This window comes from Pseudomonas sp. IPO3747 (assembly GCF_013385245.1).
Lineage (GTDB): Bacteria > Pseudomonadota > Gammaproteobacteria > Pseudomonadales > Pseudomonadaceae > Aquipseudomonas > Aquipseudomonas edaphica.
The window spans coordinates 333,756-346,802 of record NZ_JACAQL010000002.1 but is presented as its reverse complement, the minus strand read 5'-3'; the positions used below and the strand labels follow the sequence as shown (position 1 = coordinate 346,802).

Here is a 13,047-nt window from a genome sequence, read left to right as displayed (position 1 = left end):
TCAGGTGCGGGAGCGTTCGGCTGGCGGCAGTTCCACCGTACGTTCGGCGGCGGCCAATGCGGCCTTTAAACCGGCTTTATCCAGCGGCACGCAGTACGCAGGCTTGGCCCGTTCAAAGCGCCAGCTTTCATCCAGCGTTCCCGCGTCCACGGCGTCGAAACCCAGCTCGTCGAGCAGCGTGATCACATGCGCCTTTGCCGTCGCATCATCGGCGGCCACCGGCAGGGCGCGACGGTCAGGCGCGCCGTGGGGGCGTGCATCGCGGTTGATGTCTGAGTCAAAGATCGCATTAAACACTTTGACGACCTTTGAGTCGGCAAAATGCTCGGCCAACAGGCGGCTGGTGGTGGTTTCAAAACGGTCCAGCACCGGGATATGCCCATCGCGGTCAGGGTAGTAATTGTTGGCGTCCAGCACCGTTTTGCCTGCCAGCCACTGCGCGGGCACGCTGCGGTAGTGTTCAAGCGGGATCGCCACCAGCACCACGTCGCCAAACTGGGCGGCATCCTGCGCGCTGCCCACTTGCACACCGGGTATGCCGCTGCGCACGCTGCTCATGGTCTGCGGGCCACGGGAGTTGCTCAGCATCACCGCGTGCCCGGCAGCCAGGGCCAGTTGGGCCACGGCGCGCCCGATAAAACCTGCTCCAATCACGCCAATCTTCATGGCCTTGCTCCTGCGAAGTGGGGGAGTGGCTATGATGATTGGCAACCATTGGGTGATAAATGTGTGGTTTGGAGTCAGTGTAGTTACTGGGAGTAGTTAATTGTGGACCGTCTAACCAGCATGAGTGCGTTTGTAACGGCCGCCGAGCTGGGCTCTTATGCCCGCGCCGCCGAGCGCTTGAACCTGTCGCCGCAGATGGTGGCCAAGCATGTCACCGCGCTGGAGCAACACCTGGGCGCCCGCTTGCTCAACCGCACCACGCGCCGGCAAAGCCTGACGGAGCTGGGTAGCGCGTACTACGAGCGCTGCAAACATATTCTCACGGAAGCCGAGGCGGCCGATTCGCTGGCGCAGATCATGAATGACACCCCGCGCGGCAAGTTGAAGGTCACCGCCCCGGTCACGTTCGGCTCCTACAGCCTGATGCCGCTGATTACCGGGTTTTTGCGTGACAACCCGGATGTGGAAATCGACTTGCACCTGACCGACCGTTTTGTCGACCTGGTGGAGGAGGGTTATGAAGCGGCTTTTCGCATCGGCCCGCTTGCAACGACGGGCCTTACGGCTCGGCCGCTGGCACCTTATCGCCTGGTGGCCTGCGCCGCGCCTGCCTACCTGGCCGCACGGGGCGTGCCTTTGGTGCCGGCAGACCTTGAGCATCACGAATGCCTGGGTTATGCGTTCTGGTCACGCCCGGCAGAGCGTGAATGGGTCTTTTACCAAGGCACCACTGTGCACAAGGTGCAGGTTGCCAGCCGTTTGCAGGTCAACGAAAGCCGGGCGTTGATGACGGCGGCACTGGATGGTTTCGGCATCGTGCTTGGCCCTGAAGACTTCTTGCGCACGGCACTGGCCAAGGGCGAGTTGGTGCGGGTGCTGCCAGGCTTCGAGGCGCCGAGCCGCTCGATGCACCTGGTCTACACGGCGAACCGCCAGCGCACGGCCAAGTTGCGGCGCTTTGTCGAGGCGGTGCTGGGGCGTTTCGGACCCGCTTGAGCGCTCAAATACCGGCCCTGTGGCGCGAATACCTCAGGTTCAGCAACCTGACAGACACCACCTGTTAAAAATAACCCAGAGCCAAGCAGGAGCGAGGCTGCAGCAAGGGGGCATTTTTTACCGGTGTATTCGTTGGGCGCTGGCGCCCGAGGGGTGTGTATGTTGCTACGTTATGCGGCATTGGCGGCGTTTGTCGTCGCGGCGTCCGGGTGTGTACAAGAGCGCGTGGTGCACGAGCGCGGGCCGGTGCAACGAGAGTATGTCGAGGTGGTGGCGCCGCAGCCGCCGCCGGTGCAGGTGATCGAAGTCGAGCCAGCGGCTCGCTACGGTTATGTGTGGTCACGCGGCTACTGGCGTTGGGAAGGTGGGCGCTATGTGGCGGTGCACGGCCATTGGGAGCAGGTGCGCGAAGGTTATCGTTATGTGCATCCGCACTGGGTGCAGCGTAATGACGGTTATCACTGGCAGGGCGGTGGCTGGGTTCGCTGAACCTGGCACCTGACAAAACGGCTAGCTCGGTTTTTGGGTGCCTAACAGCTTGACCTCGCGCAGCAGCGCGGCACCGAGTTGATCGCTGCCCAACTCCTGATAGCCAACTATCTGGGTGTCGCCGTGTTCTTCGGCCTGGATGATGATCACCGGTGTTTCCTTGCCGGTGGCTTCATCCACATGCAGGGCGTACTGCGGCACATCCACCTTGATCGGTGAACCCGCGGGCTTGCCTTGCACATTCAGCGTAAACGCCGCGCAGCCGCTGTCGATATCCACGCTGGTCGCGGAGCGGCCGCTGACGAAGCAGGTTGTCGGCAGGTCGGGCCAGGTGATGGTCTCGGCCAGGGCGAGGGTCGGCGCCAGGGCCATGGCAACAAGAAGCAGCATGCGCACGTGGGGAGTTCTCTTGATCAAGGGCAGTGGCGTTTTTTACCAAAGCCCGGCATGCGTCGCAATGCTGCGGCTCAAGCCAGGCGCTTCATTCCCGTGGCTTTTGCCGCATTAAGGTCGAAGGTGGCGGTGTATTCACAGCCGGCGGCATGGGCGCAGCGTTCGATCAGGTAGTCGGCGAAGTCGGCTTTGCCGCCTGTGAATCGTCGCAGTGCCTGCCAGATAATCTCGGCGTGCTCGACGGTCAGTTCACGGGTGCGCAGCAGGGTTTCCAGCACGGTCACCACGTCGCTTTTGGCCGATTGGTAGCAGCTTTGCAGCACCCAGACCAATTCCACCACCGACACCAGGCTGACAAAGCCTGGTGACACGCTGGTGAGCGACTCGATCAGCGCCGAGGCCTTGGGCGATTGCACGGGGTCATCCTGGGTGACATAGCGCACCAGCACATTGGTATCGAGCCCGATCATCCGGCGTTTGCTCCTTGCGCGGCGATGGCGCGGTTCATGTCTTCGATCGACACGGCCTGCGCAGGCTTGCGGATCAGCCCCTTGAGGTCCTGCACGGTTTTGCTCGCGGCGATAATGGAAAACTTGCCGTCTTCCGTTTCGACAAATTCAACCCGGTCGCCTGTTTCCAGACCAAGCGCGGTGCGCACTTGCACGGGGATAGTGATTTGCCCTTTCGAGGTGAGTGTGGCGGTGGCCATAGTGAAAATCTCCATCGTGATATTCCTTACGTTAAGGTAAGGATTGATGAAGGACAAGATCCGTTGGTCCATAGGGTGCTCTGCTGGTGTGAGTGAGTGGGAACAGGTAAAACCCTAGCTCGAACTCTGCGCGCTCACACGCCCGCCTGCGACCCAAAGAGATACAAGCTATGACCGAACGTCAGCTCATCATTCCTGCCGCCATGCAACCCATTGTCGAGCGCGCCGGCTACGTGCCTGCGGTAAAAGTTGGCAACACTCTTTACTGCGCAGGCCAGGTCGGCCGTACACCGCAGCTGGCCGTGATCGAAGACCCCGAGGCGCAATTTATCGCGGCCTGGGAAAACCTGAGGGAAGTATTGGAAGAGGGCGGTTGCAGCTTCGATGACGTGGTGGACATGACCACTTATCACGTGAACATGCGCCAGCACATGGCGGTTTTCCGTGCGGTGAAAAACCGCCTGTTCCCGCGCGGGCATTGCGCCTGGACCACGATCGGGGTGTCCGAACTGGCACACCCCGGCCTATTGGTGGAAATCAAATGCGTGGCGGTGCAGCGCTAGTTACTGCACCACGCGATAGCACGGCACATAGGCTGCGCCGCCCGGCAACTTCATACGGTGCTGGGCGACAAATGCCTGCAACAGCTCGTCCAAGGGTTTCATGATCGCCGGGTCACCGTGAATCTCATACGGGCCATGCTGCTCGATCAGGCGAATACCCTTGTCCTTGACGTTACCGGCCACAATCCCCGAGAACGCGCGGCGCAGGTTGGCCGCCAGCTCATGGGGCGGCAGCGCGTGGCTCAGTTGCAGGCTGGCCATGTTTTCGTGGGTGGGGTCGAACGGGCGCTGGAAGCCTTCGTCGATCTTCAGCAGCCAGTTGAAGTGGAACGCGTCGTTGCGCTCACGGCGGAACTGCTTCACGGCCTTGAGCCCGATGGTCATCTGGCGGGCCACTTCGGCCGGGTCGTCGATGATGATCTGGTAGTGCGCCTGCGCCGCTTCGCCGAGGGTGGCGCCGACGAACGCGTGCAGTTGTTGCAGGTACGGCGCGGCCTGTTTCGGCCCGGTGAGGATGACCGGGAACGGTACATCGCGGTTATCCGGGTGCATCAGGATGCCCAGCAGGTACAGGAACTCTTCGGCCGTGCCGGCGCCGCCCGGGAAGATGATGATGCCGTGGCCCACGCGCACAAAGGCTTCCAGGCGTTTTTCGATGTCCGGCAGAATCACCAGCTCGTTAACGATGGGGTTCGGTGCTTCGGCCGCGATGATGCCCGGCTCGGTCAGGCCCAGGTAACGGCCGTTGGTAATGCGTTGCTTGGCGTGGGAAATGGTCGCGCCTTTCATCGGGCCTTTCATCACGCCGGGGCCGCAGCCGGTGCACACGTCAAGGCTGCGCAGGCCCAGTTCGTGGCCGACTTTCTTGGTGTATTTGTATTCTTCGGTATTGATCGAGTGCCCGCCCCAGCACACCACGATTTTCGGTTCGACACCCGGGCGCAATGTACGGGCGTTGCGCAGCAGGTGGAACACGTAGTCGGTGATGCCCTGGGAGTTGCTCAGGTCGATGCGCTGGCTGTCCAGCTCGTTCTCGGTGTAGACGATATCGCGCAGGGCGCTGAAGAGCATTTCGCGGGTGCTGGCGATCATCTCGCCGTCGACGAAGGCATCGGCGGGGGCGTTCAACAGTTCCAGGCGCACGCCACGGTCTTGCTGGTGAATACGCACTTCAAAGTCTTTATAGGCGTCGAGGATGGTCTTGGCGTTGTCGATATGCGCGCCGGTGTTGAGGATGGCCAGGGCGCACTGGCGGAACAACGTGTAGATGCTGCCGGAACCGGCTTCACTCAGTTGCTGGACTTCACGTTGGGACAGGGTTTCGAGGCTGCCCTTGGGGCTGACGGAGGCATTGATGACTTGACGTTGGGGCATTCTGATTCCTTGAAAGCACAGCCATCGCAGCCGCCAGGGGCGGCGATGGCTGGAGAATGGTGAGCGCCGAACTCGGTCGCACTAGACAGTTAGTTTGGCCGCCAGAAGGGCAGGGCGCAAACGCCGTCAACACCATCATGCCGCAGAACTTACTGAATCAGCTTCCAGTTTTTGTAGAAAACCCGACGCAGGGTAAACACCAACCCGGCAAAACCCGAAATCACGGCGTTGAGCACTGAGGGCAGCAAGGTCGGCCGCACGATGTCAATGAACAGGCAGTAACGCTTTGCGTCGTTTTTGTTGAAGGAGGCATGCATCAGCGTGTCATCGAAGATGAACAGCGGGTCATCGTGCCAGTAGTGCTTGTGCTTGCCCACCTGGATGTAAACACCGTCGTGATGCGGCGCCGGCGCCATGTTGTAGAGCACGCGGAACATCATGCGCAGCGGGCCGAAGTGGAAGGACGTGGAGCGGTTTTCGTTGAACACCGAGACGCCGATGGTCTTCACAAACGGCAGTTTCTTGCGCAGTTGCGGGATGTCCAGGGTGGTTTCGATCGGGCGACCGTACCATTGGAAGAACAACATGCCGCGCTTTTTCTCGGCCATGCGCTCGTCCAGGTAGCTGATGATTTCGTCCTTGTTGGCCATGGCGTCGTCGATGACTTGTTGCAGGTCTTCGCGCCAGGCGGGCGGCAGGTCGCGCATGGTGTAGACGTGGCGGTTGCGCAGGCTCAACAGGTCGAACAGGGTATTGAACGGCGCCAATATCCAGGTGTTGCGGCCGTTACCGACGAAGTATTTCTTGATGCTGTCGCGGTCGTACAGGCCGTTGCGCAGGAAGTCATAAATGCCGCAGAACAGCACCAGCAGCAGAAACACCAGGCTGGTACGTGGGAAGCAATAGATGAACAGCAGAACGCCGAGTACCCAGGCGACTGAGACCAATTTTTTTTGCACAGCACTTTTACTCATGAAGCGAGGCTCCGGACCTGAAACAAAGCGAAACAATCCCGCCATAATAGTGGGTTATCACGGTGCCGGGCGTTTTAAATATTGCGAATTTGTGAACGTTGAACACAGTTTTTAACCAGGCGGTGCTGCGCGCCAGCTGTTTTGCCGATTGGATTTTGTAAACAGAAGATTTGCGTCTATCGTGACGCTTCGGTTTTTCGCGCGTCATAGACCGGTACGATTGAAGTTGAATGGCCACCACTGGCCGTCGACCCCTTGGAAGAGGCAGAAATTTTATGATCATCAAACCGCGGGTTCGTGGCTTTATCTGTGTGACCGCTCACCCTGTTGGCTGTGAAGCGAACGTCAAAGAGCAGATCGACTACGTAACCCAGCATGGCGCCATCGAAGGCGGCCCAAAAAAGGTGCTGGTCCTCGGCGCTTCCACCGGTTATGGCCTGGCCGCGCGCATCAGTGCTGCGTTTGGCTGCGGCGCCGACACCCTGGGCGTGTTTTTTGAGAAAGAAGGCGAAGAAGGCAAGCTGAGCTCCGCCGGCTGGTACAACAGCGCGGCGTTCGAGAAGTTTGCCGTGGAAAAAGGCCTGTACGCCAAGAGCATCAACGGCGACGCGTTCTCTGACGAGATCAAGCGCCTGACCATCGAAACCATCAAGAAAGACCTGGGCAAAATCGACCTGGTGGTTTACAGCCTGGCCGCGCCGCGCCGTACCGACCCGCAAGGCGTGGTGCACACCTCCACCCTCAAGCCGATCGGCAAGGCCGTGACCCTGCGCGGTATCAACACCGACAAAGGCGTTGTGGTCGATACCACCCTTGAGCCTGCAACCCAGGAAGAAATCGACGGCACCGTGAAAGTCATGGGCGGCGAAGACTGGCAGCTGTGGATCGACGCCCTGCGTGACGCCGACGTGTTGGCCGAAGGCGCCAAGACCACTGCGTTCACCTACCTCGGCGAGAAGCTGACCCAGGATATTTACTGGAACGGCTCCATCGGCGAAGCCAAGAAAGACCTCGACAAAAAAGTCCTGACCCTGCGCGACAACCTCGCTGCGCTGAAGGGCGACGCCCGTGTGTCGGTGCTCAAGGCCGTGGTTACCCAGGCAAGCTCCGCGATCCCGATCATGCCGCTGTACCTGTCGCTGCTGTTTAAAGTGATGAAAGAGCAGGGCACCCACGAAGGTTGCATCGAGCAGGTTTACGGCCTGTTCAAAGACAGCCTGTACGGCAGCGAGCCGAAGCTGGACGCCGACGGCCGCCTGCGCGCCGACTTGGCTGAGCTGGAGCCGAAGGTTCAGGACGCCGTGGCTGCACTGTGGAATCAGGTGACCGATGACAACGTCAACGAGATCAGCGATTTCGCTGGCTACAAGGCGGAGTTCCTGCGTTTGTTCGGGTTTGAAATCGACGGCGTGGACTATGAAGCTGATGTGAATCCGACTGTGAAGATCAAGGGCCTTATCCAAGCCTAAACACGGTCAGAAAAAAATGTGGGAGCCTGGCTTATGTGGGAGCTGGCTTGCCTGCGATACAGTCACCTCGGTATATCAGGTGCACCGAGGCGATGCTATCGCAGGCAAGCCAGCTCCCACACAAGCCAGCTCCCACATTTGCTTCGGGTTAATTCAGAACCCTCCTACATTCCCTCGCGCTCCCACCCTTCCTCACAATCTGCCAGACTCCTTGCGCTATCAAGCCACGCTAACGGAGGATCTGATGACGATTCGTGCAGTAGTTTTTGATTTTGGCGGTGTCCTCTTCGATTGGAACCCGCAGCACCTTTACCGCAAGCTGATTGCCGACGACGCCGAACGGCAACACTTTCTCGACACCATCTGCACCCAAGCCTGGAACACCGAGCAAGACGCCGGCCGCAGCCTGGCCGAAGGCACCCGCCACCTTATCGAGCAATACCCGCAGCACGAACCCCTGATCCAGGCCTATTACGACCGTTGGCACGAAATGCTGCGTGGCGCGTTGCCCGATGGCGTGGCCATTCTTGAGGCGCTGCATAAGGCCGATATGCCGCTGTTCGGGCTCACCAATTGGTCGGCTGAAACCTTCCCTTACGCACGGGCCAACTACCCGTTTCTGCAGCACTTGCGCGATATCGTCGTGTCTGGCGAGTTGAAGTTGATCAAGCCGGACCCCGCGATCTATCACGCGAGCCTTGATCAGGTTCGCGCTCACTTGCCGGATATCCAGGCCAGGGAAGTGGTGTTTATCGACGACGTTGCCGGCAATATCGAGGCCGCTGAAGCCCTCGGCTGGCAGGGCATTCACCATGTGTCGGCCGAGCGCACTGCCGCGCGTTTGCGCGCGTTGGGCGTGAGCTTTTAGCGCGCCCACTTTTCCATGGCGAAATCCACAAAAGCGCGCAGCTTGGGCAGGCGGTAGCGGTCCTGTCGGTAGAGCAGGTGCATGGGGCGGCTGGGCAGTTGATAGGTGGTCAGCAACGCCACCAGCTTGCCGCTCTCCAGGTCCGGTTGCACCAGGGCATCGGCCAGCATGATGATGCCCATGCCGTTCACGGCTGCCTGGCGCAAGCCTTGGGAGCTGTTGATGGTCAATGCTCCGGCCACCGGCACCTCCACTTCGCCTGCATCGCCGGTCATGCGCCACAGTTTGCTGGTGTCTCGCCAGTTATCGTTCGCCGGGTAGGCAAATGCCAGGCAGTCGTGCTGTCGCAAGTCGTCGGGCGTCTGCGGAGTGCCACGTCGCGCCAGGTACGCCGGTGACGCGCAGAGCGTCAGGGTATAGGCCTGCATCGGCCTGGCGATCAGGCTTGAGGTTTCCAGCTCACCCAGGCGGATCGCAACGTCGAAGCCGCTGTCGACCAGATCCATGCGCTCATTGCTGAGTTCGACATACAGATTGATCTGCGGGTAGCGCTGGGCAAATTCGCTCAAGGCCGGTGTGAGGCGTTCGGTGCCGAACACCGGTGGCGCGGTGATGCGCAGGCTGCCTTTGGGCGTTTCGCTGTGGATCTGCTCTGCCAATAGTTCAGAGTCGGCCACCAGCCCCAGCACCTCCAGGCAACGCTGGTAATACTGCCCGCCAAATTCGGTGAGGCTCTGTTTGCGCGTGGTGCGCTTCAGCAAGCTGACCCCCAGCCGTTGCTCCAGCGCGCGCAAGTGGTTACCGACCATGGTGGTCGACAGCCCGCATTCCTGCGCGGCGGCGGTCATGCTGCCGGCCTCGACCACTTTCACGTACACCGACATCGACTGGAACAGATCCATTATCAAGCCCTGATTTAAAGTCATTGCAGGAATGCGCAGTTTATCCAGCTCAGGTGGCTAACGATACTGGCAGCATCACAACGATGCACTGGAGCCTGCCACCATGACCGCCGCCTGCCTGATGACCACCTATCAACCCATGGCCCTAAGCTTTACCCGTGGCCTGGGTACGCGCCTGTGGGACCAGCAGGGCCGTGAATACCTCGACGCCGTGGCCGGTGTGGCGGTAACCAATGTCGGGCACTCCCACCCCAAATTGGTCACGGCGATCAGCGAGCAGGCGGGCCTGTTGCTGCACACCTCCAATCTCTACAGCATCGACTGGCAGCAGCGCCTGGCCGAGCGCCTGACGCGGTTATCCGGCCTGGACCGTGCGTTCTTCAATAACTCCGGCGCCGAAGCCAACGAGACCGCGCTGAAACTGGCGCGGTTGCATGGCTGGAAAAAAGGCATTGAAGAGCCTTTGGTGGTGGTGATGGAGAACGCGTTTCACGGGCGTACGCTGGGCACCATGGCCGCCAGTGACGGGCCTTCGGTGCGCCTGGGTTTCCAGCGCCTGCCGGGGGACTTTCTCAAGGTGCGCTTTGGCGACTTGGCCGCATTGGCGGCCATTACCGAGCAATTCGGCACGCGCATCGCGGCGGTCTTGCTCGAGCCGATCCAGGGTGAAAGCGGCGTGCTGCCCGCGCCGCCCGGTTACCTGAAGGCGCTGCGCGATCACTGCACGCGCCACGGCTGGTTGATGATGCTCGATGAAATCCAGACCGGTATCGGCCGCACTGGCGCCTGGTTTGCGTTCCAGCACGAAGGCATCGTGCCCGACGTGATAACCCTGGCCAAAGGCCTCGGCAACGGCGTGCCCATCGGTGCCTGCCTGGCCCGGGACGCCGTGGCCCAGTTGTTCACGCCAGGCTGCCACGGCAGCACGTTTGGCGGTAACCCGCTGGCCTGCCGCGTGGGTTGCACGGTGTTGGACATCATTGAAGAACAAGGCTTGCTGCACAACGCCGCGCTACAGGGCGAGCGCCTGCTGGCGCGGTTGCGGGTGGAGTTGAGCGAGCACCCGCAGGTGCTGGCGATTCGCGGCCAAGGCTTGATGGTCGGCATCGAGTTGGCCAGGCCTTATCGTGACCTGGCCCAGCGTGCGGCCCAGGAGCATGGGCTGCTGATCAATGTGACCCGGGGCAAGATCATCCGCCTGTTGCCGCCGCTGACACTGGATGCCAAGGAGGTTGAGATGATTGTGCGGGCCATCACCCGTCTCCTGGATTGAAACCGGATCAAACTGTGGGAGCTGGCTTGCCTGCGATAGCGGTGTGTCAGCCACTGTAGTTGGCACAGACAGTCCGCTATCGCAGGCAAGCCAGCTCCCACATTGGATCGGCGTGATATTCAGAGATCCGGGCCATTGAGCCATTCCTGGTTCATGGTTTCGGTATCGCCCAGGTACTCCAATAACCAACTCATCGCCGGCGATACCTTATCCTGCGCCCACGCCACACACGACGGGCTGGCCGGAAACGGTCGGCTCAGTTGCAGCGCCACCAGGTCGCCACGCTCGACCCACGGCAATACCTGATGAGCCGGCGCCATGCCCACGCACAGCCCATCGCGCAGGCAATCGAGTGCCGAGGCCCAGTTGGGCACGACCAAACGGCGCTGGTTATCCAGGGTCCAGGTGTCACGCTTGGGCAGGTTGCGCGAGGTGTCGGTCATGCACAGCGAGGCGAACGGGCGCAGTTGGTCGTCACTGAGCAAGCCGTTGACGCTTGCCAGCGGGTGCTGGGCGCTGACCACACACAGCCAGTTGAGCAGGCCCATGTCCCGAAACGTGAAGCGGCTGGCCACCGGCACTGCGCTGGTGGCGCCGATCACAATGTCGGTGCGCTCATCGGCCAGGGCGTCCCACACGCCGTTGTACACCTCGTATTCGAGCAGCAATTCCACCTCAGGGAATTGCCGATAAAAATCCAGCACCAGTTGCCGGCAGCGCTGGGGTTTGACGATGGAGTCCACCGCGACCTTCAACTGGCCGCTCCAGCCATTGGCCACCTGCTGGCACAAACGCCGGGTGCCGAGCATTTTTTTCATCACCCCGCGCGCTTCGTCTATAAATAGACGGCCGGCGGGGGTCAGCTCCACATCGCGATGGCGGCGCACAAACAGCGGCACCGCCAACCATTCCTCCAACTGGCGCACCGTATAGCTGATGGCTGACGGCACGCGGTGCAATTCCTGGGCGGCGGCGCTGAAGCTGCCATGGCGTGCCACGGCATCGACTACATCCAGGGAGTATTCGGACCACATAGCGGTTGCCTTCAAAATATTTGATTCAAGTGTCCAATTATTATCGCTTCACACACAGCCTGTCAGCTTCATAATGGGCGCCAGTCAGCAAATAGTTTGATGGCAGCATCCACAAGGCTTCAATGAAAAATTCTTTTGGTTTCACCTGGTATTTGGCGGGGCTGAGCATGCTCGGTTATCTGGCCATGGACATGTACTTGCCGGCGTTTGGCGCCATGGGCGAGCAGTTGCAGATCAGTGCGGGCGCGGTGGGCGCCAGCTTGAGTATTTTCCTCGCCGGCTTTGCGCTCGGGCAGTTGCTGTGGGGGCCATTGTCCGATCGCCTGGGGCGCAAGCCGGTGCTGCTCGCCGGGCTGAGCCTGTTTGTGCTGGGCTGCGCCGGGATGTTCTGGGTCGAGACGGCGCCGCAGTTATTGGCGTTGCGTTTTATCCAGGCGATTGGTGTGTGTTCCGCCGCCGTGAGTTGGCAGGCGCTGGTGATTGACCGTTACCCGGCCGACAAGGCCCACCGTGTGTTCGCCAGCATCATGCCGCTGATGTCGCTGTCACCGGCGTTGGCGCCGCTGTTGGGCGCGATGGTGCTGAACCACTTTGGCTGGCAGGCGATTTTCGCGGTATTGCTGGTTGTGTCAGTGCTGTTGCTGTTGCCGACGTTGCTGCTGCGCAAAATGCCGAAACGTCTGGCCGAGGAGGGCGAACCTTCGCGCCTGGGCTATGGGCAGTTGCTGACCTCCCGGGTGTTTACCGGCAATGTGATGATCTTCGCCGCCTGTTCAGCCAGCTTCTTCGCCTGGCTCACCGCGTCGCCGTTTATCCTTGGCGACATGGGTTACAGCCCGAATGACATCGGCTTGAGTTATGTGTTGCCGACCTTGTCCTTTCTGGTCGGCGGTTACAGCTGTCGCAGTGCCTTGCAGCATTACCAGGGCAAAACCCTGCTGCCGTGGTTGCTGGTGGCCTATTGCATCAGCATGGTGGCGTTGTACCTGGTTGCGACCTTGACCGTGCCGACCCTGACCACCTTGTTGATTCCGTTCTGCCTGATGGCGTTGGTCAACGGTGCGAGTTACCCCATCGTGGTGGCGAATGCGTTGATGCCCTTTGCGGAAAATTCCGGCAAGGCGGCGGCGCTGCAGAACACCCTGCAGTTGGGCCTGTGCTTTCTGAGCAGCCTGCTGGTGTCGTCGTTGATCGACCAGCCGCTGTTGATCACCGTTATCGTGATGCTGGCGACTGCGCCGCTGGCGGTGTTGGGTTACTGGCTGGCGCGGCCGAAAGCCGATAAGTCGGAACTCGCAAGCGCCTAAAACTGAAACCCAAGCAAAAATGTGGGGAGG

Annotated in this window: 15 protein-coding genes; 7 read left to right on the top strand and 8 right to left on the bottom strand. The window is 60.6% G+C overall.

Annotated elements, in window-relative coordinates; translation table 11 throughout:
• A complete protein-coding gene (locus HX790_RS02840; protein ID WP_240792720.1) occupies positions 1-666 on the bottom strand; it encodes an NAD(P)-binding domain-containing protein in 666 nt (221 codons plus the stop codon).
• A 120-nt stretch (positions 667-786) separates the two neighbouring features.
• Between HX790_RS02840 and HX790_RS02835 the strand changes: the two genes are divergently transcribed.
• Positions 787-1,662 (top strand): LysR family transcriptional regulator, encoded by an 876-nt coding sequence (locus HX790_RS02835; protein WP_176991362.1) that lies wholly within the window; start codon positions 787-789, stop codon positions 1,660-1,662.
• Positions 1,663-1,821: 159 nt separating this feature from the next.
• A complete protein-coding gene (locus tag HX790_RS02830; protein WP_099549597.1) occupies positions 1,822-2,151 on the top strand; it encodes a YXWGXW repeat-containing protein in 330 nt (109 codons plus the stop codon).
• Positions 2,152-2,172: 21 nt separating this feature from the next.
• On the opposite strand, the gene HX790_RS02825 is transcribed toward HX790_RS02830, so the two are convergent.
• From HX790_RS02825 to HX790_RS02815, 3 genes are all read right to left on the bottom strand, one after another.
• Positions 2,173-2,541, bottom strand: coding sequence for a hypothetical protein (locus tag HX790_RS02825; protein WP_176991209.1), 369 nt, complete (start codon positions 2,539-2,541; stop codon positions 2,173-2,175).
• A 77-nt stretch (positions 2,542-2,618) separates the two neighbouring features.
• The gene (locus HX790_RS02820) at positions 2,619-3,014 is read right to left on the bottom strand and encodes a PIN domain-containing protein (RefSeq protein ID WP_053255073.1); all 396 of its coding nucleotides are present in this window, start codon (positions 3,012-3,014) and stop codon (positions 2,619-2,621) included.
• Entirely contained in the window at positions 3,011-3,268 is a 258-nt protein-coding gene (locus HX790_RS02815) for an AbrB/MazE/SpoVT family DNA-binding domain-containing protein (protein ID WP_017137462.1), read from the bottom strand. Before HX790_RS02815 ends, HX790_RS02820 begins: the two co-directional genes overlap by 4 nt.
• Positions 3,269-3,423: 155 nt before the next feature.
• Between HX790_RS02815 and HX790_RS02810 the strand changes: the two genes are divergently transcribed.
• Entirely contained in the window at positions 3,424-3,816 is a 393-nt protein-coding gene (locus tag HX790_RS02810; RefSeq protein WP_176991208.1) for a RidA family protein, read from the top strand.
• On the opposite strand, the gene ppnN is transcribed toward HX790_RS02810, so the two are convergent.
• Together ppnN and HX790_RS02800 are read right to left on the bottom strand one after the other, a co-directional pair.
• On the bottom strand, positions 3,817-5,190 hold the full coding sequence (ppnN, locus tag HX790_RS02805; RefSeq protein WP_176991207.1) for a nucleotide 5'-monophosphate nucleosidase PpnN: 1,374 nt from the start codon (positions 5,188-5,190) through the stop codon (positions 3,817-3,819). It abuts the gene before it with no gap.
• A 149-nt stretch (positions 5,191-5,339) separates the two neighbouring features.
• Entirely contained in the window at positions 5,340-6,164 is an 825-nt protein-coding gene (locus tag HX790_RS02800) for an aspartyl/asparaginyl beta-hydroxylase domain-containing protein (RefSeq protein WP_169985652.1), read from the bottom strand.
• Between the two features lie 275 nt (positions 6,165-6,439).
• Between HX790_RS02800 and fabV the strand changes: the two genes are divergently transcribed.
• Both fabV and HX790_RS02790 read left to right on the top strand, forming a co-directional pair.
• Entirely contained in the window at positions 6,440-7,633 is a 1,194-nt protein-coding gene (fabV, locus tag HX790_RS02795; protein ID WP_065929256.1) for an enoyl-ACP reductase FabV, read from the top strand.
• A 244-nt stretch (positions 7,634-7,877) separates the two neighbouring features.
• Positions 7,878-8,501 carry an HAD family phosphatase gene (locus HX790_RS02790; RefSeq protein ID WP_017136123.1) on the top strand — a complete coding sequence of 208 codons (624 nt, stop codon included), beginning with the start codon at positions 7,878-7,880 and terminating at the stop codon, positions 8,499-8,501.
• Here HX790_RS02790 and HX790_RS02785 read toward each other — a convergent pair.
• Positions 8,498-9,403, bottom strand: coding sequence for a LysR family transcriptional regulator (locus HX790_RS02785; RefSeq protein WP_176991206.1), 906 nt, complete (start codon positions 9,401-9,403; stop codon positions 8,498-8,500). The two genes, HX790_RS02790 and HX790_RS02785, sit on opposite strands and share 4 nt — an antisense overlap.
• Positions 9,404-9,506: 103 nt before the next feature.
• On the opposite strand from HX790_RS02785, the gene HX790_RS02780 reads away from it, so the two are divergent.
• Positions 9,507-10,676: an aspartate aminotransferase family protein gene (locus HX790_RS02780; protein WP_176991205.1), complete on the top strand. Its 1,170-nt coding sequence runs from the start codon at positions 9,507-9,509 to the stop codon at positions 10,674-10,676.
• A gap of 119 nt (positions 10,677-10,795) precedes the next feature.
• On the opposite strand, the gene punR is transcribed toward HX790_RS02780, so the two are convergent.
• Positions 10,796-11,710 carry a DNA-binding transcriptional activator PunR gene (gene punR / locus HX790_RS02775; protein WP_099549104.1) on the bottom strand — a complete coding sequence of 305 codons (915 nt, stop codon included), beginning with the start codon at positions 11,708-11,710 and terminating at the stop codon, positions 10,796-10,798.
• Between the two features lie 122 nt (positions 11,711-11,832).
• Here punR and punC point away from each other — a divergent pair, with 122 nt between their 5' ends.
• Complete coding sequence (punC, locus tag HX790_RS02770) at positions 11,833-13,017, top strand: purine nucleoside transporter PunC (protein ID WP_169985654.1); 1,185 nt, start codon at positions 11,833-11,835, stop codon at positions 13,015-13,017.
• Positions 13,018-13,047 lie beyond the last annotated feature (30 nt).